General features: G+C 63.8%; 24 protein-coding genes. 14 read left to right on the top strand and 10 right to left on the bottom strand.

The features are described 5' to 3' along the window. Nucleotides 1–6 precede the first annotated feature (6 nt). A complete protein-coding gene (locus ABIB00_RS30660) occupies nucleotides 7–1,074 on the bottom strand; it encodes an endo-1,4-beta-xylanase (RefSeq protein WP_354106932.1) in 1,068 nt (355 codons plus the stop codon). A gap of 306 nt (nucleotides 1,075–1,380) precedes the next feature. Between ABIB00_RS30660 and ABIB00_RS30655 the strand changes: the two genes are divergently transcribed. Beyond that, nucleotides 1,381–2,817 (top strand): lipopolysaccharide biosynthesis protein, encoded by a 1,437-nt coding sequence (locus ABIB00_RS30655; RefSeq protein ID WP_247348925.1) that lies wholly within the window; start codon nucleotides 1,381–1,383, stop codon nucleotides 2,815–2,817. A gap of 283 nt (nucleotides 2,818–3,100) precedes the next feature. Beyond that, on the top strand, nucleotides 3,101–4,663 hold the full coding sequence (locus ABIB00_RS30650) for a L,D-transpeptidase (protein WP_354106931.1): 1,563 nt from the start codon (nucleotides 3,101–3,103) through the stop codon (nucleotides 4,661–4,663). Nucleotides 4,664–4,687: 24 nt separating this feature from the next. On the opposite strand, the gene ABIB00_RS30645 is transcribed toward ABIB00_RS30650, so the two are convergent. The 5 genes from ABIB00_RS30645 to ABIB00_RS30625 form a co-directional block, all read right to left on the bottom strand. After that, nucleotides 4,688–5,500: a class I SAM-dependent methyltransferase gene (locus tag ABIB00_RS30645; RefSeq protein ID WP_354047499.1), complete on the bottom strand. Its 813-nt coding sequence runs from the start codon at nucleotides 5,498–5,500 to the stop codon at nucleotides 4,688–4,690. A gap of 95 nt (nucleotides 5,501–5,595) precedes the next feature. Beyond that, on the bottom strand, nucleotides 5,596–6,135 hold the full coding sequence (locus ABIB00_RS30640; protein ID WP_354106930.1) for a VOC family protein: 540 nt from the start codon (nucleotides 6,133–6,135) through the stop codon (nucleotides 5,596–5,598). Nucleotides 6,136–6,358: 223 nt separating this feature from the next. Beyond that, the gene (locus ABIB00_RS30635) at nucleotides 6,359–7,327 is read right to left on the bottom strand and encodes a Bug family tripartite tricarboxylate transporter substrate binding protein (RefSeq protein ID WP_354106929.1); all 969 of its coding nucleotides are present in this window, start codon (nucleotides 7,325–7,327) and stop codon (nucleotides 6,359–6,361) included. A gap of 10 nt (nucleotides 7,328–7,337) precedes the next feature. After that, on the bottom strand, nucleotides 7,338–8,231 hold the full coding sequence (locus ABIB00_RS30630) for an MBL fold metallo-hydrolase (RefSeq protein WP_354106928.1): 894 nt from the start codon (nucleotides 8,229–8,231) through the stop codon (nucleotides 7,338–7,340). 4 nt (nucleotides 8,232–8,235) lie between these two features. Then, nucleotides 8,236–9,438: an ABC transporter substrate-binding protein gene (locus ABIB00_RS30625; protein WP_354106927.1), complete on the bottom strand. Its 1,203-nt coding sequence runs from the start codon at nucleotides 9,436–9,438 to the stop codon at nucleotides 8,236–8,238. Between the two features lie 107 nt (nucleotides 9,439–9,545). On the opposite strand from ABIB00_RS30625, the gene ABIB00_RS30620 reads away from it, so the two are divergent. From ABIB00_RS30620 to ABIB00_RS30610, 3 genes are read left to right on the top strand one after another with little or no spacing between them, the layout of a single operon-like run. Continuing rightward, complete coding sequence (locus ABIB00_RS30620; RefSeq protein ID WP_354106926.1) at nucleotides 9,546–10,247, top strand: TetR/AcrR family transcriptional regulator; 702 nt, start codon at nucleotides 9,546–9,548, stop codon at nucleotides 10,245–10,247. Then, complete coding sequence (locus ABIB00_RS30615; protein WP_247348916.1) at nucleotides 10,225–10,785, top strand: carboxymuconolactone decarboxylase family protein; 561 nt, start codon at nucleotides 10,225–10,227, stop codon at nucleotides 10,783–10,785. Before ABIB00_RS30620 ends, ABIB00_RS30615 begins: the two co-directional genes overlap by 23 nt. 1 nt (nucleotide 10,786) lies before the next feature. After that, entirely contained in the window at nucleotides 10,787–11,632 is an 846-nt protein-coding gene (locus ABIB00_RS30610) for an SDR family NAD(P)-dependent oxidoreductase (protein ID WP_354106925.1), read from the top strand. Nucleotides 11,633–11,692: 60 nt separating this feature from the next. Here the strand turns inward: ABIB00_RS30610 and ABIB00_RS30605 are convergent, their stop codons facing one another. After that, nucleotides 11,693–11,992 carry a hypothetical protein gene (locus ABIB00_RS30605; protein ID WP_354047485.1) on the bottom strand — a complete coding sequence of 100 codons (300 nt, stop codon included), beginning with the start codon at nucleotides 11,990–11,992 and terminating at the stop codon, nucleotides 11,693–11,695. 564 nt (nucleotides 11,993–12,556) lie between these two features. Here ABIB00_RS30605 and ABIB00_RS30600 point away from each other — a divergent pair. The 7 genes from ABIB00_RS30600 to ABIB00_RS30570 all read left to right on the top strand — a co-directional run bounded on the left by ABIB00_RS30600 (nucleotide 12,557) and on the right by ABIB00_RS30570 (nucleotide 19,058). Next, entirely contained in the window at nucleotides 12,557–13,399 is an 843-nt protein-coding gene (locus ABIB00_RS30600) for a shikimate dehydrogenase (protein WP_354106924.1), read from the top strand. Between the two features lie 25 nt (nucleotides 13,400–13,424). Next, nucleotides 13,425–14,270 (top strand): amidohydrolase family protein, encoded by an 846-nt coding sequence (locus tag ABIB00_RS30595; RefSeq protein ID WP_354106923.1) that lies wholly within the window; start codon nucleotides 13,425–13,427, stop codon nucleotides 14,268–14,270. Nucleotides 14,271–14,296: 26 nt separating this feature from the next. Next, nucleotides 14,297–15,451: an ABC transporter substrate-binding protein gene (locus tag ABIB00_RS30590; protein ID WP_354106922.1), complete on the top strand. Its 1,155-nt coding sequence runs from the start codon at nucleotides 14,297–14,299 to the stop codon at nucleotides 15,449–15,451. A 199-nt stretch (nucleotides 15,452–15,650) separates the two neighbouring features. Continuing rightward, a complete protein-coding gene (locus ABIB00_RS30585; protein WP_354106921.1) occupies nucleotides 15,651–16,166 on the top strand; it encodes a hypothetical protein in 516 nt (171 codons plus the stop codon). A gap of 45 nt (nucleotides 16,167–16,211) precedes the next feature. Next, nucleotides 16,212–16,796, top strand: a complete 585-nt coding sequence (locus ABIB00_RS30580) for a HutD/Ves family protein (protein WP_354106920.1) — start codon at nucleotides 16,212–16,214, stop codon at nucleotides 16,794–16,796. Between the two features lie 114 nt (nucleotides 16,797–16,910). Next, nucleotides 16,911–18,101 (top strand): adenylate/guanylate cyclase domain-containing protein, encoded by a 1,191-nt coding sequence (locus ABIB00_RS30575; protein ID WP_354106919.1) that lies wholly within the window; start codon nucleotides 16,911–16,913, stop codon nucleotides 18,099–18,101. A gap of 159 nt (nucleotides 18,102–18,260) precedes the next feature. Next, nucleotides 18,261–19,058 carry an adenylate/guanylate cyclase domain-containing protein gene (locus tag ABIB00_RS30570; RefSeq protein WP_354106918.1) on the top strand — a complete coding sequence of 266 codons (798 nt, stop codon included), beginning with the start codon at nucleotides 18,261–18,263 and terminating at the stop codon, nucleotides 19,056–19,058. A 22-nt stretch (nucleotides 19,059–19,080) separates the two neighbouring features. Here the strand turns inward: ABIB00_RS30570 and ABIB00_RS30565 are convergent, their stop codons facing one another. The 3 genes from ABIB00_RS30565 to ABIB00_RS30555 form a co-directional block, all read right to left on the bottom strand. Beyond that, entirely contained in the window at nucleotides 19,081–19,380 is a 300-nt protein-coding gene (locus tag ABIB00_RS30565; RefSeq protein ID WP_354106917.1) for a hypothetical protein, read from the bottom strand. Between the two features lie 40 nt (nucleotides 19,381–19,420). After that, entirely contained in the window at nucleotides 19,421–19,549 is a 129-nt protein-coding gene (locus ABIB00_RS30560) for a hypothetical protein (protein ID WP_018455653.1), read from the bottom strand. Nucleotides 19,550–19,621: 72 nt separating this feature from the next. Beyond that, nucleotides 19,622–20,089, bottom strand: a complete 468-nt coding sequence (locus ABIB00_RS30555; protein WP_354106916.1) for a universal stress protein — start codon at nucleotides 20,087–20,089, stop codon at nucleotides 19,622–19,624. Between the two features lie 344 nt (nucleotides 20,090–20,433). Between ABIB00_RS30555 and ABIB00_RS30550 the strand changes: the two genes are divergently transcribed. Together ABIB00_RS30550 and ABIB00_RS39165 are read left to right on the top strand one after the other, a co-directional pair. After that, the gene (locus ABIB00_RS30550) at nucleotides 20,434–20,643 is read left to right on the top strand and encodes a DUF3551 domain-containing protein (RefSeq protein ID WP_502917901.1); all 210 of its coding nucleotides are present in this window, start codon (nucleotides 20,434–20,436) and stop codon (nucleotides 20,641–20,643) included. A gap of 35 nt (nucleotides 20,644–20,678) precedes the next feature. Continuing rightward, nucleotides 20,679–20,984: a glycine zipper domain-containing protein gene (locus ABIB00_RS39165; RefSeq protein WP_502916532.1), complete on the top strand. Its 306-nt coding sequence runs from the start codon at nucleotides 20,679–20,681 to the stop codon at nucleotides 20,982–20,984. The last annotated feature ends 30 nt before the right edge of the window (nucleotides 20,985–21,014 follow it).

Here is a 21,014-nt window from a genome sequence, read left to right as displayed (position 1 = left end):
GCGCGCTTAAGCGTCTCTCGTAAATTTGCTGATCACGTCCATGAATGGCTTCGGCTTGAACTCGCCGTCGAGCGGCAGGGGACGGTTCGGCTCCTTGTCGGCACGGGCGAAGGTGCCGTTGATCCAGCTATAGCGATCCGAGAGTCCCCAGGTCAGGATCGAGCGTACCGGACCGCTGGTCGAGATCGCGGTCAGGAGGTCATTGACGCGCTTGGCGACGACGGCGTCGCGCTCTGCCGGCGTTCCCGTCAGCTTCTGGTCGTCGACATCGAGTTCGGTGACGAGCACTTCAAGGCCCCAGGAGCGCAGCTCGGTGACGAATTCTGCGAGCCCATGGGTGTCGATATCGAGCTCGGCGTGCAGATGCGATTGCAGCCCCACGGCGTGCAACGGCACGCCTTGGTCGAGCAGGTCCATGATGAGATTGCGGTACGCCGAGCGCTTCGCAATGAACGAATCCTTCGCGGACTCGATGTCGTATTCGTTGATGGCGAGCTTGACGAAAGGATCTGCAGCGGCCGCCGTGCGGAACGCCAGCGGAATCCAGCCGTTGCCCAGGTGCTGGGTCCAGAACGTGTCGCGCCGGTCTTTTGGACTGCGGGGATTGTCCGGGATCGGCTCGTTGACGACGTCCCACGACGTCAGCTTGTCTTTATAATAGGAGACGACGGTGCCGATGTGATCGATATAGGCGCGCTCGACGCCTTTGGAATCCTTGATCTGCTTGGTCCAGTCCGGAATGTCGTAATACCAGGCGAGCGCGTGGCCGCGCATCGTCAGATCGTTCTGCCGGGCGAAGTCCAGGATCGCGTCGGCGCGTTCGAAGGCGAAGGTGTGCGCGTCCGGGCGCAGCATCGGCCATTTCAGCTCGAGCACCGGAACCACCTGCGTGCAATAGGTGCTGATGGCTTCGCCGAGTCTCGGATCGGCTTGCAGGTCCCAGAGCGTGGCCGCGGCGCCAAATCCCGGACGACGCTGGGCGAGTTTCGATGCCGGTGCTGCGGATGCCGATGTGCCCGCCGCGAGTGCTGCGGCGCTGCCGAGGAGAAATTCGCGTCTGTCGAGCCTGGTCACGGCATTCCTTATCGAGCCCACGCGCCATCGTACCAAGCGGTGCCTTGCAACGCCGGGGTTTTCCCTCGTTGGGTTAACTTTGCCGTCTACGAAACATGGTTCCTTTTGAGGTCGCGCGCTCCCGTTCCGGGAAGGGCAAATTTAACGCTACCGCGCGAAAGCGGCCTCAAAGCCTCATTTGCCGCCCGATCTCCAGACTTATGTGACACTCTTGAGAGATGCTGCGGCGCAGTTCGTTCGCCCCGCCAAGGTCCGGTTGATTAACGGCCGTCACATTATCAACATCGTTGCCGGTCCCGTGCTCGCATGCTGAATCGCCATTTCTCGATTTATCTGGTCGCCTACATCCTGCCTGCGGCCGTGGGCTTCTTCGCCGTCACGGCCTACACACGGCTGCTGACGCCGGCGGAGTACGGCGTCTATGTCGTCGGCATCAGCCTGGCCGGCATTCTGGGCGCGATCTTCTTCGCCTGGATCAAGCTCTCGGTGTCGCGCTATCAGGCGATGTCGGCCGAGATCGATTTCCGCGGCACGGCGATGGTTGCTTTCGGGCTCACCGTGGCCGTCCTCTGCGCCACGACGCCGCTGGTCTTTCTGTTTCGCAGCGATCTCAGCGTCGGGCTGCTGCTTGCCAGCATGTTCGTCGCGATCATGGCCAATGCCGTCGATGTCGGCCAGGAGTTCGAGCGCGCCAAATTGCGTCCCTACAGGTTTGCGGCGATCTCGATCGTGCGCAGCGTGTCGAGCGTCGGCTTTGGCCTGCTCGGCGTCTGGCTCGGCTGGGGTGGATTGGGGCTGCTCGCCGCATTCGGCCTGGGTTCGCTCACCGGGATCATCCTCAACCTCGTCGGCGACCGCAGCAGGATCGCGCGGTTCCAGCGCAGCCAGTTCATGCAGCTTGCGCGCTACGGCCTGCCGCTGACGCTGGCCGGATTGTCCGTTGCGGTCTATTCGGCCTGCGACCGGCTCATTGTCGCTTATTTACTCGGCAAGGACGCCGCCGGCATCTTTGGCGTCGCCGCCGATCTGCCGCGCCAGTTCATGGTCATGATTGCCTCCAGCGTCGCCGCGGCGACCGTGCCACTGGTGTTCCGGTCATTGTCGGAGAAAAACAACGAGACGACACGGGACCGGCTGAGCGAGAGCCTCGAGCTGCTGCTCGTCGTGGTCGCGCCCGTCGCCGTCTGGCTCGCGCTTGCAGCCGATCAGGTCGCCGGCACGCTCGTCGGCGTCGACTTTCGCGCCGGCGTGTCGGCGCTGCTGCCGACCCTGGTGCTCGCGCGCTTTTTCGGCATCGCCAATCAATTCTACGTGCAGATCAGCTTCCAGCTCGCCGAACGGCCGTTCATGCTGGCCGCGCAGTCTTTCCTCACGCTGGTCGTCAGCGTGGCGTTGATGTTCGCGCTTGTGGCCGGCTACGGCCTCTACGGCGCGGCGCTGGCGACGCTCGCGACCGAGGCGATCGGCCTCCTTGTTGCCGTCGTCCTGATGCATCGCGCCCACCCGCTCCCGTTCGATCTCCACCGCCTCGCCGGTGTTGCCGCCTCCGCTGCGGCGATGGCGGTTGCTATTCTCGTTGCACGATCGCAGGTCGATGGCTCCGGCTTCGTCCCGCTCGTCGTCGTGAGCCTCGCCGGCGGCCTCGCTTATGCGGCTGGCGCCTGGTTGCTGAATGTCGCAAATGTCCGGACGCTGTCGCTGCGTTTCCTGCGAACCTTCAACCGTAAGGCGCTGGGCGTTTAGCATGCGTCCGTCGGGGGCCTCGGCGCCCGACGCCAGGCCTTGGCGGCAGCTGCGTCACCGAACCCCGGACATTCTGCCGCCGAGTTAGACCGCCAGCTTCGGGCCAGCCACGGCTGCACGCCGCCCTTCCGCCTGCGCGAGCCGTCCTATATGAGAGATTTTGTCGCCGGAACGTGCCGAATCTCGCCACAGACGGAACGTAAGGCGGCTGCGATTTCTTAATGTAAAGATCGCAATCTGACACGTGACGGCACAACGGACTGGCATTTCGACCGAGGATGGCATGAAAAACCGACTGACAACGACGCAATCCACCATGACGATGCGGCGTTGGGGGCCTCCCGGAATTGCGACCTTGGCGGCGATTGTCGCATTGGCGGCGGCGTCCCCGGCCATCGCGGCCAAGCAGGCGCGCCAGCCGTCCGAGGCGGTGGCGCAGCGCGCGGCCGGCGAGCCGATCATGGCAATCGTGTCGATCAAGAGCCAGCAGGTCACCTTCTACGACGCCGACGGCTGGATTTTTCGCGCGCCGGTGTCCACGGGCACCACGGGTCGCGAGACGCCCGCCGGCGTGTTCGCCATCGTCGAGAAGGACAAGGACCACCATTCGACGATGTATGACGATGCCTGGATGCCGAACATGCAGCGCATCACCTGGAACGGCATCGCGCTGCATGGCGGGCCGTTGCCCGGCTATGCCGCTTCGCACGGCTGCGTGCGCATGCCCTTTGGCTTCGCGGAAGGCCTGTTCGAAAAGACGAACATCGGGATGCGGGTGATCATCTCGCCGAACGACGCCGCCCCGGTCGATTTCTCCCACCCCTCGCTGTTCGTACCGAAGCGGGAGGCCATCACGGCCGCGCCCGGCCGGATCGACAAGCTCTCCGGCGAGGCCGAGGAGGCCACCCGCGCCGCGGATGATGCCAAGAAAGCCGCCTCGGCCGCCGCGAAAGACGCCGTCTCGCTCCCGGCATCGCTGCGCAAGCTGGAACAGCAGAAGACTCGCGCCGACGCCGAACTCGCCTTCGCCGACAAGAAGCTCGCGACTGCCAAGACCGATCAGGCGCGGGCGCAGGCCGAGGAGCTGAAGCAGAAGGTTGCCACCAAGGCTGCTGACGCCGCGTCGGCGCTTGATGCTGCCAAGGCCGCCGCGCAGCCGAAGCGCGACGCCGTCGCCGCCACCAAGGAAGCCGCGAAGGTCGCGGCGACGAAGAAGGCGGATGCCGTGAAGGCTGCGACCGACGCAAAACTCGCGCTCGAGCCGGTCTCTGTCTACATCAGCCGTGCGACGCAGAAACTCTACGTGCGGCGGAACACGCACAAGCCGGCGCCGGATGGCGGCGGCGAGGTGTTCGACACCAGCATCGAGGTTCCCGTCACCATCCGCAATCCCGACCAGCCGCTCGGCACACATATTTTCACGGCGATGGCGAAGAACGACACGGGCCTGCGCTGGAGCGTGGTCACGATCGAAAGCGGCGACGACGCCAAGGACGCGCTCGACCGCATCACCATCCCGCAGGAGGTGTGGGATCGCATCGCGCCGACGGCATTGCCGCGCTCGTCGATCGTCATCTCGGACGAGCCGCTGAGCGCCGAGACCAACTACCGAACCGAGTTCGTTGCCGTGCTGAGCAACCATCCGCAGGGCGGCTTCATCACGCGCAAGCCGACTGCGGCGCCGCCGATGGAAATGGCAAGCGACGACGGCTGGGACAATGGCGGCAACGGTTTTGGTTTCTTTTTCCAGCAGCCGGCCCCGCAACCGGTCAATCCGCGCCGCCAGCGCGGCGGGCAGTATCAGTATTATCAGCCCGCACAGCCGATGCAGCGGAGTTTTTGGTAAGGCGCGCCAGACCGAAGCCCGCCGCTACCGGCGCGCTTCGATCACGATAGCCTGGATCTTGCCCTCGACCGCTCCGGACCCATGGCGCGTCCGGATCGCCTCGGCAACGATGTCCGTTGCAGCCTGAAGCTTGCTGGCATCCCTTGCCTCGATCTCGCTGCGCAGCGGCGTGCCCTGGCAGAGGGCGATTGCGACGTACTCGGGCGACGGCGCGCGGCTTATCTCGGATCGCGTTTCGATCGCAATGTCATGGAAGCCTGCGCGTTCGAGGTCGGTTCTGATCACGGCCTTGTCGTAATAGCCGTGCGGCGTCCGGACCATGAAACGGGGCGGGTCATCGGGAAACAGCTTTTCGAGCGCGACCGTTGCCTCATGCGTCAGCACGTTGTCCTCGATGCGATCCCAGACGTTGAACACGAACGTGCCATCGCCCTTCAGGACGCGCTTCACTTCGCCGTAAGCCTTGATGCGGTCCGGAAAGAACATGGCGCCGAACTGGCAGCAGACCACGTCGAAGGCGGCGTCGCCGAAGGGCAGGGCCGACCCGTCCGCCTGGCGCCATGAGATGCGATCGTCATCTGCCTGACGTTGCGCCGCGACCGCGAGCATCGGCTCGTTGAGGTCGGTCGCGACATAACGGACGCCGCGCGGCAACGCCGCCGCCACGGCGCGCGTCACTGCGCCCGTGCCTGCCGCGATCTCGAGCAGCACGGAGGGAGAGCGGGCCGCGACACGTCTTGCGATGTCCTCCGCGTAGACGGCGAAGATCATCGGTACCAGATATTCGTCGTAGAGTTTTGGGATCGAGCCGGCGAAAACCTTGTCAGTGTTGGACATGCTTGCCTCGCTGAAGGTTCGGACACGAGGCTCATGTTACCATGGATTGCCGTCTACCGCGCCAGCAGCGAGGTGGACCCGGTCGGTGACCTGCCCTACGATTTCGTCCCGCCGACCTCGCGGATCGGCCGCGTGCCGTCCCAGTTCATCGCCGCCTGCCTGACACGCTCGAAGAACGGCCCCTTGGTGCCGCTGATGTCGGAGATCTCGATCACGGTGCCCGGGTGGGCCTGGGTGTCGAAATAGGCAAAGCGCCCCTTGCCGCCGCCGATCTGGCCCTCATGGCCGATCCTGTAGCCGAGCCCGAGCGCTCTGTCGTAGAGCGCCTGGTAGTAGTGACTCCAGTAGGACATGTGCTGGAGGCCTTCATGGCCGGAATCGAGAAACTCCCTGTACAGCGAGGGCGCGTCGTTGCGCTGCTGGATCAATTCGATCTGGAGATCGCCGGAATTGGCCAGCGCAATGCTCATCTCGACGGCGGAATTTTCGCCGCGATGCCGGAACCAGTCGGTCTTGACGCGGTCCATGTAGTACCAGGGACCGACGCCCATCACGTCGATCCAGTGCTTCATCGCGGCGTGGATGTCCCGCACCACATATCCGTTCTGGCGCACCGCGCCGAAGATCCGGCTCATGCCAGCGCTCCCCTTGTCAGTCCAATCACGTCAGCACTATCGCACATGACAGCGGGACGCTGTCGGGCGAGTTCGGCCTGCATGGTTCGAGACGCCCGCTTTGCGGGCTCCTCACCATGAGGGTCTGATACCTTGCCGCGAAACGGGACCTCATCCTGAGGGCCCGCCGCAGGCGGGCGTCTCGAAGGATGGCCGCACGCAAGCTTTCCGCTACGTTCCTTGCTCACTTGACCTCGATGCCCGCGTCCTTGGCAACCTGCTTCCAGGCCGCGATGTCGCGTGCGTTGATGTCACGCTGCTCGTCGCCCGGCACGAATTGCGGCGTGATGCCGAGCCCCAGCAGCTTCTCCTTCACTTCGGCATCGGCGAGCGCGTCCTTCAGTGCCGCCGACAGCTTTTTCGCAATCGGTTCGGCAAGGCCCGCGGGGGCATACATCGCCCAGGACAGGCTGCGGTCGAACGGCACGCCCTGCTCCTTGTAGCTTGCGACATCCGGCAGGCTCGGCGAGCGCTCGCCGCAGGCGGCCAGCGCCTTGATCGAGCCGTCCTTCACCAACGGCGTCGCGGTCGCCATGTCGAGCGTCGCCAGCGAAATGTGGCCGCCGAGCAAATCGCCGGCCAGTTTAGCGATGCCGTTGAACGGCACGTGATCCATCTTGATTCCGGTCTGCTGCATCAGGATTTCCGCGCAGAATTGTCCGGTCGAGCCCACGCCCCAGCTTCCATACTGGATCGGTTCGCCCTTCTTGGCGAGCGCGATCAGGCCCTTGATGTCGTTGGCGGCAAAGTCCTTGGTCGCCACCAGCATGATCGAGGACGTGCCGATGCGCCCGATCGTCGTGAAATCCTTGATCGAATCGTAGGGCAGTTTTGGATAGATCGCAGGCGCCAGCACGTGCGTGGTCATGCCGCCGACAGTGATGGTGTAGCCGTCATTCGCCGACGCCGCGACCATCTGCGTGCCGAGCGTGCCGGCAGCTCCGGTGTGGTTCTCGATATAGACGCTCTGTCCAAGCGTCTTGCCCATCTTGTCGCCGAGCAGCCGCCCGATCACGTCGCCGCCGCCACCGGCCGCATAAGGCAGCAGCATCCTGATCTTGTGCGTGGGATAGGCGGCTGGATCCTCGGCGCGCGCAGGCAGCGCCGCCGAGAGTAATGCGAGCAATGAGAGCGTGATCGTGCGCAGCTTCATGGTGTTTCCCCTAATCCTCGAACCGAAACCGGAATGCCTCGCCATGCCGTATCACGCGCCCGGCGGTCGGCGCCGGAAAATGGCCGGTGAGCAGATAGCTCGGCGTATCCGCGAGCTCTTCGAGCAACGCGAGCCGCGTTGCGATCGCAGCGGCCGGATCGACATCGGCGGCGTTCGACAGCCACGGCGCAGCACACTGGATCGGATGATGGATGACATCGCCCGACATCACCGCGTGATCGTGGCCGCCATCGATATGGATCTGCATGTTGCCGGCGGTGTGGCCCGGCGCCGGCGCGAAGCGCAAGGCGGCATCGCGATCGCTAAACAGGCGATGATCGGTCTCGACGAGCTCGGCAAGGCCGGCCGCGACTACCGGCAGCACCGAATCGTCGAACGAGCCGTGGTTCACCGGGTTGTTCGGCGCGGCATTGTGCGCGGCTTCGAAATGCCGGTACTCGTCTCGGCCCATCAGATAGCGCGCGTTGGGGAAGGTCGGCACCCAGCGGCCGTCGAGGAGGCGCGTGTTCCAGCCGACGTGGTCGACATGCAAATGCGTGCACATCACGAAGTCGACTTGTTCGGGCTTGACGCCGAGCGCCTGCATGTTTTCGAGATAGGGCTGGTTGAGGTTGTTCCAAGCCGGGACGCGCGGCCGCTGCTTGTGATTGCCGCAGCAGGTGTCGACGATGGCAGTCCAGCGCGGCGTGCGCACGAGATACGAATGGTGGCTGAGGATGAAGCGGCCGGTCTCCGGCTCGATATAGCGATGATCGAGCCAGCTCCGGTTCGCCGCGATCACCTCGTCGGTGACGTTCGCGAACAGCCAGGTCTTGTCGAACGCGAGCGCGGGGATCTCGCTGACGAGATCGATCCGCATGCTGCCGATCCGGACCTGCCGCATTTGCTCAGTTCTTCAGGAGATCGCCGAACGGCACCCAGCGCGTGCCGTCGAAACGGATCAGCTGGAGACTCGTCATCGGCGTATAATGCTCGGGCGAATTGTTGACCGCGGTGCCGTTGATCAGCATTGGTAGGCGCACGTCCTTCATGGTCGTTGCCTGTTTCATCACATTGGCGCGGGTGAGGTCGTTGCCGGCACCTTTCAGCACGGTGACCAGCGTCTGCGCGATGGTGTAGCCATAGACGTTGAGCCAGTCGCTCTTGTTGGCGTCGGGCAGGTATTTGTCCATGAAGGCGAGCCATTCCTTGTAGCCGGCATCGTCCTTTGACGCCGGGTCGGTCGCGTCCTTCAGATATTGGCTGGAGATGACGCCGGTGGAATTGTCCTTGCCCGCTGGCGCCAGCACGCCGCTGATCGAGGCCGAGACGTTGGAGATGATGGTGACAGGCTTCCAGCCGATTTCGCCGATCTTGCGGATCGCCTGCGCGGCAAATTTCGGCGTTGCCGCCACCAGCACCACGTCTGCGCCGGCGGTCTTCAGTTGCAGGATCTGGGTGTCTACCGTCGGCGCGGAGGTCTCGTAGGCCGCGCGCGCCACGATCGCCTCGCCACTGCCGAGGCCTTCCTCCAGCGCCCTCAGATAATCCTTGCCGAGATCGTCGTTCTGATAGAGCACGCCGATCTTCGCGCCGGAATGGCTGGCCTTGATGTATCTGGCGTAAGCGATCGCCTCGTCGCGATAGGTCGGCTGCCAGCCGACGGTCCACGGAAAGTTCTTCGGATCGTCCCACTTGGCGGCGCCGGACCCTAGGAAGAGCTGGGGCACCTTGCGGTCGTTGAGATATTTGTGCACGGCGCTGTTGGTCGGCGTGCCGACGCCGCCGAAGATCAGCAGCACTTCCTCGCTCTCGACCAGCCGCCGCGTCTGCTCCACCGTCTTCGGCGGGCTGTAGGCATCATCCGCGATGATCATCTGGATGCGGCGTCCGTTGACGCCACCGTCGTCGTTCACCTTGCGGAAATACGCCTCCGCCGATTTCGCGATCTGCGCGAACGCCGACACCGGGCCGCTCAGCGGCGCGGTGGTGCCGATCTTGATGGTCTTGTCGTCGGCGCCGGGATCGTATTTGCTTTGGGCCTGAGCCGTGCTTGTTGCGAGCATCGGCAACAGGATGCAGGCCGCGCGAAGGCGGGCGAAGCGCGCCATGACGTCGTCTCCCCAAAATTTGCTCTCCGCTTCTCAAGGCGCGGAGTTGAAACGAACGATCGTTCGTACGGTTGACTAGCGAACGATCGTTCGTTAGTCAAGCCACCATGGCTGTCCACACCACCAGCGCGGCAGAGGCGGCTGCGCCCACCACCCGCGAGCGCATCCTCGCCGAAGCACTCGATCTGTTTGCGCACAGCGGATATGGCGGCGCCTCGATGCGCGAGCTCGCGCGTCGCGTCGGCATCCGCGAGAGCAGCCTCTACAATCACTTCGCCGGCAAGGCCGCGATCCTGGAGGCGATCGTCAGCGAGCACGGTCCCGCCAGCTCGGCGAGCAGGCTGGAGGAGCCGCGCTACAAGCAGCTCGCGCGTCAGCCCGCCGCGTTCTGCCGGCAGTTTGCATTGGACCTCGTCGAGCAATGGTCCGATCCGCGCGAGCACCAGTTCCAGAAGGTCATCACCGCCGAGCGCAACCGCGTGCCCGGCATCCGCGCTAAATTCGCCGATCATTTTTACGCGCGCGAGCAGAGCATGATGACGGATTATTTTCGCGGCTTTGCGCTCGCCGGCCTGGTCTCGACGCCGGATCCGCGTGAGACCGCACGGCTGTTCGCGGCCGGGCTCATCTACATCCGTCTCGAACATTACGTGATGGGCGCGGCACCGTCGCCGCGGCCGAAGGTGATCGAGGCGATCGACCGCTATCTCGCCTTCTTCCTGTCGCTGATCGCGGCGGATGGCGGGGCGCAGGACAACAAGAAACGAAAAGCCAAGGGAGAGAATCGTGGCAAGGCTGCCCCTGATTGATCCGGAGACGACCAGCGGCGACATCCGCGCTTCGTTCGACCGCATGCCGGTCAAGCTGAATATTTTCCGCATGATGGCCCACGCCGAGGCCAACATGATCCCGGCGATGCGGCTCGGCAATTCGATCTTGCACAAGCAGAAGCTCAGCGCTGTCAACCGCGAGCTCCTGATCCTGCAGGCCGCGCAGCTCGAAGGCGGCGCCTATGAATGGCGCCAGCACGTGCCGATCGCGCTTGGCGTCGGCTGCACGCAAGCACAGATCGATGCGGTCGAACGCGCCGACTACGATGCCGCCGGCTTAAGCGATGCCCAGCGCGCGCTGCTGAAGCTCGGCCGCGAGGTAGTCGAGAACGTCCGCGTTCCCGAAGCCACGTTCGCTGCCGCGCGAAAACACTTCAGCGACCAGGAGATCGTCGAATCCATCGTCGCCCTCGGCTTCTACATGATGATGGCGCGTCTCACCGAGGCGACCGAGACCGATCTCGATCCTGCCGCCGGCATGAAAGTCTACGACGGCGGCAAGAAGCCGGGCGCCTGAGATGACGGATACCGATAGCAAGCCGGACCGTTACGTCCGCCCGCCAAGCGCCGAGTCATTGGGCGAAGCGCCGGGCAGGGGACGTCTCAAAGGGCGCCGCATCCTGATCGTCGGCGGTGGACAACGCGTGTTCGACGCCGCCACCGATCCGATCGGCAATGGCCGCGCCATGAGCATTCTTTGCGCCCGCGAAGGCGCGAAGGTTGCGGTCGCCGACCTCAACCACACCTCGGCCGAGCAGACGGTGAAGCGCATCACGGACGAAGGCCGCGAAGCTTTTGCGATTGCGGCCGACGTCACGTCCGAGGCCGACGTCGTGCGCATGATCGACGAGGCGCATCGCGCCATGGGCGGCCTCGACGGCATGGTGCTCAATATCGGCACCTTCGGCAAGGTCGGCCTCGATGCCGTCAGCCCCGAGGAGTGGAACAGGATCTACGACGTCAACGTGCGCGGCCCGATGCTGTGCTGCCGCGCCGCGATGCCGAAGTTCGACGATGGCGGCGCCATCGTGTTCATCTCCTCGATCGCCGCACTGAAGGCCGGCTCGCAGATGGCGGTGTATGATTCATCGAAAGCCGCGCTCGGCGGCCTGATGCGCAACATCGCCCAGCTCGGATCGCGCCGCGGCATCCGCGCCAATCTTGTCTATCCCGGCCTCGTCGACACGCCGAACGGCCGCGAGGCCGGCGCCAGCCGACCCAATCGCGGCAAGGGCCACGTCCCCTTCGGCCGCCAGGCGACAGCCTGGGAAATCGCCTACGCCGTGCTGTTCTTCCTGTCGGACGAGAGCGTCTACGTCACCGCGCAAACGCTCGCGGTGGATAGTGGTTTGAGCGGAATGTAAGACGCAAGCGCAATCCTGCACCGCGGAATTGGACGCACCCGCCGAAGCAGAGGCCTCTCTTCATTGCGGCGGGGCCGCAATCGTCCGGGTTTGCAATGCGTTCATCTGCTCAAGTGCTTTCAGGAGAGCCTCGCACGCCTTCTCGGCTTCAGCGAAAGTATTGAAGGGGGAGCCGCCAAGTTTGATTGCGGACTTGTTCACCTGGACGGGTCGCCATGAGGCGACCAGGCCCGGCTTTCCGTGAAGGCCAGGACCGGTGCGGTTTTCGTTACTGATCACAAACGAAAATCCGCCGCTGCATGCCATCCAGATTTCAAGCTCATTCACCGGAGTATCGATGCGAGCAAAGTGCAGGGCCATATGACTCTCCAGAGTTTGCTCCGCGGAATTGGCCACGGGCGCAAGTCGTCAGTGCTCACCTGTGCGAATCCCGGGCGGCCGCAATGCCCGAGGTCTCTGATCCCTCGGCTCTCCATGCCGTTAAGTCGCCCGGGAGCAGAATGGGATCGCTCTCAACTTGCTTGTTGCGGTTAACCCCTAAGCCAATGAGCCCGCCCAATACCAACGCGGAGCCTGCAATCATCAACCAGTGCGGCAAGTCCAACACGGGCATTGCAATTCTCCCACTGAAAGGAGCGCGTTACGCAATTGCCTAGCCGAAGCGCGAACGGATAACCCAATGTATGGATTATTACGGTACTCCGAACTTCGTGCAAGGCACCAAAAAGGGGTGCATTTCTGACCTAAATTCCGCCGGACAAGGGCAATAGGAGGCGGCCCCTCAGTTGGCCGACGTCAGTTTCCATCCGTACCGCCATCCCGAGATTCAGATTGCGCGCGATAGCCATTCCCTCTAATGATTTGTACAATTGACCAAATAAAATGGTCGCGCGCCGAAGGGCGCGGTTTGGGTGGAAGCGCAGCATGCCGCAGGCGGATGGGTTTGGTTTGGCGGGCGTGATCGGCATGCCGGTCGCGCATTCGCGCTCGCCCGTCATTCACAATTACTGGCTGAAGGCCCACGGCATCCGCGGCGCCTATGTCCCGCTCGCGGTGGGGCCGGAGCGGCTGGAGGATGCGCTCCGCGGACTTGTCGCGCTCGGCTTCCGCGGATGCAACGTCACCATGCCGCACAAGCAGACGGCGATGCCGCTGCTCGACCGCGTCAACGAGACCGCGAAGCGCATCGGTGCCGTCAACACCATCGTCGTCGAAGAAGACGGCACGCTCTCCGGCTTCAACAATGACGGCAACGGTTTTGTCCAGAGCCTGCGCGATGCCAGGCCCGACTGGCGTGGCGACGCCGGGCCGATCCTTTTGTTGGGCGCCGGCGGCGCATCGCGTGCTGTGGTCGTGGCGCTGCTCGAAAACGACGCGCGCGAGATACGCATCGCCAACCGCACGGCGGAGAAGGCGCAGGCCCTTGCAAACGACTTCGGTTCCGCCATCCGCACGGTTGCCTGGGACGATCGCGGCGCGGCGCTCGGCGATGTCGCCCTCCTCGTCAACTGCACCGATCGTGGCATGGTCGGCAAGAGCGCGCTGGAGATCGATCTGTCGCGCTTGAGGCCCGAAACGCTCACCGTCGATCTCATCTACACGCCGCTGGAGACGCCGTTCCTGGCTGACGCCCGTGCGCGCGGCTGCGTGACCGTGAACGGGCTCGGCCTCCTGCTCAACCAGGCCCGGCTCGCCTTCAAGGCCTGGTTCGGAATCTTGCCCGACGTGACGCCCGCGCTGATCAAGGCGATCGAAGCGACGTTCTGACACGCACAATGGGGAGTTCTGCGCCATGACACTGCCGGCGTCGCCCAGGATCGATTGCCACGTCCACGCCATCGATCCCGTCCGCTTTCCCTATTCGGACGACACGCCATACCGTCCGAGCGGGCAGGAGATCGCGCCCGCGGCGCAGCTCATCCGCGTGTTCGACGCCTTCGACATCAAGCACGCGCTGATCGTCGCCACCAACACCGGTTATGGCAGCGACAGCCGAATCCTGATCGACACCCTGAGTCAGGGCGGCGGCCGCTTCAAGGGTGTCGCCGTGGTCGAGAACGACGTCGGTATCAGCGAGCTCGAACGCTTGAAGGCGGCCGGCGTGATCGGCGTCGCCTTCAACGTGCCGTTCCACGGCGCCGATTATTATCGCGACACCGCGCCGCTGCTGGAGAAGCTGACCAGCCTCGGCCTGTTCCTCCAGATCCAGGTCGAGCAGGACCAGTTGCTCGACCTTCTGCCGCTGATCGAAAAATCACATGTGCGCCTGGTGTTCGACCATTGCGGTCGTCCCTCGGTCGCGCAGGGCGTGAGGGGCAAAGCATTCCAGGCGCTGCTGGCGATCGGCCGCGAGCGCGACGCGCATGTCAAGCTGTCCGGCTATTACAAGTTCTCGCAGCAGGCACATCCTTATGAGGACACCTGGCCGTTCATCGCCGCACTGGTCGAAGCCTTCACGCTCGATCGCTGCGTCTGGGGCTCGGACTATCCGTTCCTGCGCGCAGCCGAACGGCTTGACTACGGGCCGCTGCTCGCGGTGCTGACAAAACTGTTTCCGGATCCGGACGACCAGCACCGCCTGCTCTGGCGCACGCCGGCAAGGCTGCTCGGCTTCGACGGCGCGGCAGATCAAGCATAACAAGACAACAAAGGGGAGGAGACATCATGAGGCACCTTGCAGGGACGGCCGTCGTGGCGATCGCGGCAGCGCTAGGCGCAAATGGCGCGCAGGCGCAGAGCACGGTCTACATCCCCGATGTCATCGAGCTCTCCGGCCCCGGCGCGGTGTCGGGCACCAACTGGCGCGACGGGGTCGCACTCGCCGTTGACGAGATCAACACTGCCGGCGGCATCCTGGGCCGAAAGATCCAGACCGAGCATCTGGATACCCAGAGCAACCCCGGCGTCTCGCGTGCGCAGGTGCAGAAGGTTTTGGACAGGGATCCCTATGTCGTGCTCGGGCCGATCTATTCCGGCTCGGTCAAGGTCAACATGGCGCTGACGCAACAAGCCGAGATCCCGCAGATCGTCGGCGCCGAGGCGGCCGACATCACCACGCAAGGAAACCCCTGGGTGTTCCGCACCGCCTTCGGCCAGCAATTCTCGATGCCGAAGATCGCCAACTATCTGCACGACAAGCTCAAGGTGAAGACAGTTGCGCTGGTCTGGGTCAACAATGATTTCGGCAAGGGCGGCCACGACAATTTCGCCAAGGAGATGAAGGCGCGCAACATCGAGATCGCGGCCGACATCTCCACCGAGCAGGGCCAGGTCGATTTCGGCTCCGACGTGATCAAGCTCAAGGGCGCCAAGGCCGACGCCGTCTTCGTCTACACCAACGAGGAGGAGAGCGCCCGCTTCCTGATCGAGGCGAAGCGGCAGGGTCTTTCGACGCCGCTGTTCGGCGAGACCACGCTGCTCAGCCAGAAGGTGGTCGAGCTCGCCGGTCCCGCCGCCAACGGCGTGCGCGGCCATGTCGGCCTTTCCGCCGATGCACCGGTGCCGGCGATTGAGGATTTCACCAGGAAGTTCAGCGAGCGCTACAAATACCGGCCCGACCATAACGGCATCAAGGGCTACACCGCCGTCTATCTCGTCAAATACGTCACCGAGAAAATCGGCAAGTTCGACAGCAAGGCGTTTGGCGCCGCGATGAAGGGCCTGACGCTGGCGCCGGACAAGGCGCCTGGCATGCTGATGGAGGCAAGCTGGGACCAGAACGGCGACATCGACCGCGCCAGTTTTCTCGCCGAGATCGTCGACGGCAAGCAGAAGATCGTCGAGACGCTGCCGAAGCTGAAGAGCGGCAAGGGCGAGTGAGCAGCCCTCCCGCTGCAATGACGCAAGCCTCGGGCAATCGCGCGATGGGATCAAACTGCCGGGCATTTTTTGCAGCGTTGCACGACGCGGCAACGTCTGCCCGCCAGCTCCGGAGAAGAAAGTCGAGGCAAATCAACTGATCCTTCGCTGGCACAAAAATTGCTGAATGTTTCCGCGCAATGAACACAGGAATGACGACGTGACCAGCGTCAGCTACACCGTCCCGCCGAACTGGACCGCAGGCTCCGACAAGTCAGGCGCGAGCAAGAACAAGAATCCGAACGATCCGAACATGCTGACGACGGGAGCCTATGGCAGCGCGTTCGAGCTGATGCTCGACAGCAAAGCCAATGCCGACGGCACCAGCACGGAGACGCTGACCTACAAGAGCTATTCCGGCAAGACCAACGGCACCTTCTCCGCCACGGCCGAGAGCGGTACGGGAGCCGATCTCGGCAGTGCCTATCAGTCGCTGCTTGCCACGCTTCAGTCCAATGGTGAGATGGACGACAAGACCTCCGCGCAGCTCAACGACGCTATGGGCCAGCTCCATGCCAAGTCCGAAGGCGGAGCCAAAGATGCCGCCATCTCCGGCGGCGGCATGCTGGTGCAAGCCGGCGGCCCCGTGTATTTCAGCGGCATCTCGGCCTATCAGAACCAGTTCGTGGATTCGCTCGTCAACGAGCTGAGCAGCAGGCTCGACGCGAAGGTGTGAGACGATTAATGATGTGCGGGTGATCCCCGTCGGACGCCCATACAAATGAAAACCACACTGCTGAAATCCGAAGACTACGCCCGTTCGCCCTGGAAGAACGGCGGCGGCATCTTTACCGATATCGCGGATGCGCATCGCCCAGGCAGCGCGGTGAAGGATTGGGATAGCCTGCTGTGGCGCTTCGCGTCCACGCCGATCGTGGCGCCCGGGCCGTTCTCCCATATGTCCGGCATCGACCGCTTGCAGATGGTGATCGGCGGGCGCGGGCTGGTGCTCAAGGCCCAGGCGCAGGAGTTCGACGAGCGCGAGCCGTTCACGACCGTGCGCTTCACCGGCGAGATGGAGATCGTCACCGAGCTCGAGGCCGGCCCGGTCGAGGTCGTCAATCTGATGGCGCGGCGCGGTGCGGCGGAGATCGAGCTGTTGGCACTCCGCGAGCCCGGTGAGCGGCAACTGGCCGCCGGCACGCATCTCATCCATGCGGTGTCCGGCGATTGCAGCATTCGTCTCGACGGCGTGGGTTTTGCGATTTCGCACGAAAACACGTTGAAGGTCGAACTGACTGGGGCATCGACGCTCGTGCTCGTTTCGGGGCTGGCCGTGCTGGGGTCTATCCGGATCGTCGGTTGAACGGCGATCCTGCCCACCGAGCGATGCGCACAATCCGTGCATCTGGCCAGGTTGACGCCGCAGCGTCGGAGCACGATATCTGGCCTGATGCAGACCGCCGCTGAAGGGCAGGATATGACCGCGCCAGACAAAAACTCCGCCACGCTGTCCGACGGCGTCGTCGACTGGCTGACCAACGGCACGCGCGACCAGCGCTTCATCGACAACATCTTTGCCGAGATGTGCATCCGGCTCCAGCAGGCCGGCATTCCGCTGGCGCGGTCGACGCTTCACGTGCTGATCCAGCACCCGCAATGGCTCGGGGCCCGCTTCATGTGGTCCGACGGCATGCGCGAGGCGGAGATCGCGCGGGTCGACTATGACGTTCGCGAGCGGTCCGAATTCATCGGCAGTCCCGCCAACGAAATGTTCGACGGCGCAACCGAGGTGCGCGAGAATCTCGAACGCGACCCCTCGCTCGGCCGCAAGCACGCCCTCTACGACGAGATGCGCGCGAAAGGCCTGACCGAATACGTGGCCTGGCCGCTCTATCACACGCTCGGCAAGCGCCATCTCGTCACCTTCGCGACCGACCGGCCCGGCGGCTTCGACGCCGCGCATATCGCCGCCCTCAAGAACATATTGCCGGTGCTGTCGCTGGTCAGCGAAATCCGCATCAAAAACCGCCTGGCGCGGACGCTGCTCGAGACCTATGTCGGCTCCCACGCCGGCGAGCTCATCCTGGCCGGCGCCACCAGGCGCGGCACCGGCACGACGGTACGCGCCGCGATCATGATCTGCGACCTGCGCGAGTTCACGAGAATCTCCGACAACTGGCCGCGCGACGACGTCATCGACCTGCTCAACGACTATTTCGACGCGATGTCGGAGCCGATCGCGCGGCACGGCGGTGAGATCCTGAAATTCATCGGCGACGGCCTGCTCGCCATCTTCCCGCTCAGCGAGCCCAACGCCTGCGCAAACCTGCTGCATGCCGTGACCGAAGCCCGTCGCGCCATGGTCGTCCTGAACGAACGCAACAACGGCACCGGCCGCGCACCGCTGAACTACGGCATCGGCGTCCATGTCGGCGACGTCATGTACGGCAATATCGGATCGAGCACCCGGCTCGACTTCACCGTGATCGGCCCCGCCGTCAACATGGCCTCGCGGCTCGAAGCTTTGACCAAGCAATTGGGAAAGACGGTGCTGCTGTCGCGCGACTTCGCCGATCTGGTCGATCGCCAGTTCGATCTGGAGCGCTTGGGCGAGCACGGGGTGCGCGGCTTCAGTGAGCCGATCGAGCTGTTTGCGTATCACGGCTGAGGCGGGATGCCCGCGGCCACGCAGGTGTCCCCAATCGCGGGAAGCAAGATTTGCTGGTCTCGCCGCACGCGCCAAGCGCGTCCTGTTGCCAACGCAGGATTGTGTGACTACGCTTGGCGCCAGGCCCGCCCAAGCGTTTGATCGATCGGCCGCACGTTCATGCCAAAATTCCTTCGCATCGGACTCCATCAGTCGAACATATCCGGATACACGTCGAAGGCGTGGTGTGTCCGGCGCGTGGGCACGGCAATCTTCCTGAAATGGGGCGCCGTCGAGGTCCAGGGCGCGGGCGACGGCCGGAAGGTCTACTGGACGCGTCTGCCGCAGGAGAAAACAATTCGCTGCGGCAGCGCGCAGCGTGCCCAGGATTATGCAAAGGCCGCGATCGCGCGGCGCCGCAACCATCGCTATGAGCCGCTGGTTGGCGCGATCGTGCTCCGGCGCCGACCCGCGGGGGGCAACACCGAACTCAAGCAAGCCCTCGCCACAATCCTGATCGTCGATATCGTCGGTTCCACCGCAAAAGCGGCAAAGCTCGGCGATATCCGCTGGACCAAGGTGATGGGCCATTATTACGCGGCGGTCCGCAAGGAGCTGAAGAGTTCGCGCGGCAAGGAAGTCGTGACGACGGGCGACGGCGTGCTGGCGACGTTCAAGAAGCCCGCCGCTGGCATCTCTTGCGCGACCGCGATCCGGAAGGCCGTGCGCACGCTCGGCCTCGAGATCAGGGTTGGTCTGCATGCCGGCGAATACACGGTGAGCGGCACTGAGGCGGTCGGCCTCGCATTCCACATCGGCACCCGCGTCGCTGCGAAGGCGCGCGCCGGTGAGGTGCTGGTCTCGAGCGCGGTCAAGGAGCTACTGGTGTCGCAGCCCGAGATCCGCTTCAGGGATCACGGCGTGCACCAGCTCAAGGGCGTGCCGGAAAGGTGGAGGCTCTATAGGGTGGAAGGGTGAGGAGATTGCGCGAGGGTCGGCGTCAATCCACTTCAACATGATCGCATTCGACGCACTGATACACACGCTGTCCCGTACTCAGCACGGTCGCGAGGCGCAGTTTCCGCACGGCCGGGAGAAAGGAGACCGGAGAAAACCGCTTGTGCAGGAACGTCGCATGGGCGGGCAGGGGACCGGTGAGGCTGCCGGACATGACGACGATATTGAGTTTCGGCACACGAGCGCCAGCTTCAAATCTCCCGTGCAGATGGCGCCCGCCCGGCGCAGGACCAGCCGCAGCATTTCGAGAGAGCCCGGCCGGGGAGCCCAGGCTATTGGTCAATCGACCTCACCTCGACAGTACAGAGGCCAGCAACTCAACATCACCGCACCCCCGTGCCCTTGCAGCGCTGGCACTTCACCACCTTGTCGCCCTTCTTGAGCAAGCCTTTGCCCTCGCAATTTTTGCATTTCTGCTTCTTCTTGATGTTCGGGCCTTTTTCATTCGTCATGAAATTCTCCTGCCGCCAGAGGGCGGTGTTGTGCGGCCGTTCAGCGGACAGCCGGGCGATGCCGCGTAAGCCCTACACTGATGCCGGCTTCGGCACCACCAGCACCGGCACGCTTCCGTCCACCAGGACCTCGGATGTCTGGCTGCCCAAAAACAGCTTCCTGAGGCCGCGACGCCCATGGGAGGCCATGACGATCAAGTCGCAGCCCCTGGACTTAGCCGTTTCAATGATCGCAGTCGCCGGGTGCGCATTGGGAACATGCAAAAGTTCTGCAGGCGTGCCGATCTGCTCCGACATCGCGCGGGCTTCGTCGAGCACCTTGCCCGCACGGGCCTTGCAGGCGGCGTCAAAGCTATCGATCTCGTCCTGGCTCGGAATCCATCCCGAGTCGTGCCCGCCGCCATAGTCGACCGGCAGCGCTTCCGTCACGGTGATGATCGTCAGCCTGGCGTTCAAGGCCTTCGCCAGGGTGATGCCATGCTCAACGCCCTTTCTCGCGACGTCCGATCCATCCGTGCTCAAGAGAATGTTGGCGTACATGTGGTGGCTCCGTTGCCTGTCGAACAAAGTGATGCCTGGCCAATATGGTCCGGTACGCGCCGTGGGTCCACGCGCGTTTTCTTTGGCTTGCGCCGGCGATGCCGTGCCTGAATTGCTATTGAAACCTTACAGGTTCAACTTCGCTAGCGCCGTCATCATGCTCTTTGCATCGTCCAGACGGGTCAATTCGCCGGCCGCCGCCGCCCTGAGCACTTTTCGCGCCGGGCAGCATCAATAAACGCCCCAGCGTCTGGCAAGGGGTTTTACTGGCTGGATTGGCCTCGCGTCGTCAGTATATTCATCTCCATCTATCCATGGAGGTCGAGATGCATCGCTTCGTTCCGATGCTGGCGTTACTCACCACCGCTATATCCCTTGCTTTCTTGGAGCCGGTCCGGGCTGCCGAGGCAGATCGATACTGCCTGCGAGGTCGCAATTGGGGCTTTCCGGGCAATTGTCAGTTCGCCACCCGCTCGCAATGCCTGGCTGCCGCTTCTGGCACGAACGCATATTGCGGCATCAATCCGCGCTATGCCGCTTCGCGGCGACGCTAATAACCGCTCGGAGCTAAGCCATTCGGCGCTACCGCATGGCAGAAGCGGTCAATCAAGGAAAACCCCCGATGCGAAAGCTTGCACTGTTCGTCATCCTGCTCTCGTTCGCAGGAATGGTTCCTTCCAGTGAATCATTTGCTCAGAGTGCGCTTCGAGGCGCCGTCATTGGTGGTGCTGTCGGTGGTCGCCGCGGTGCTGCCATAGGAGCTACGGCCGGAGCCATCGCTGGCGCCCACCGGCGACATCAGCATTGGCATCGATATTATTGGAGGAACGGCAGCTGCTGGCATCGCTCGACCAGCGGAAGGTCGCACCGCGTGTCGCATCGGTACTGCCGTTGAGCCAGCGCGTAGTGGGTCGCGCGACTGGCG

The organism is Bradyrhizobium sp. LB14.3 (genome assembly GCF_040547985.1).
GTDB lineage: Bacteria > Pseudomonadota > Alphaproteobacteria > Rhizobiales > Xanthobacteraceae > Bradyrhizobium.
The sequence above is the reverse complement of the archived record's forward strand: the minus strand, read 5'-3'. Positions and strand labels throughout refer to the sequence as shown.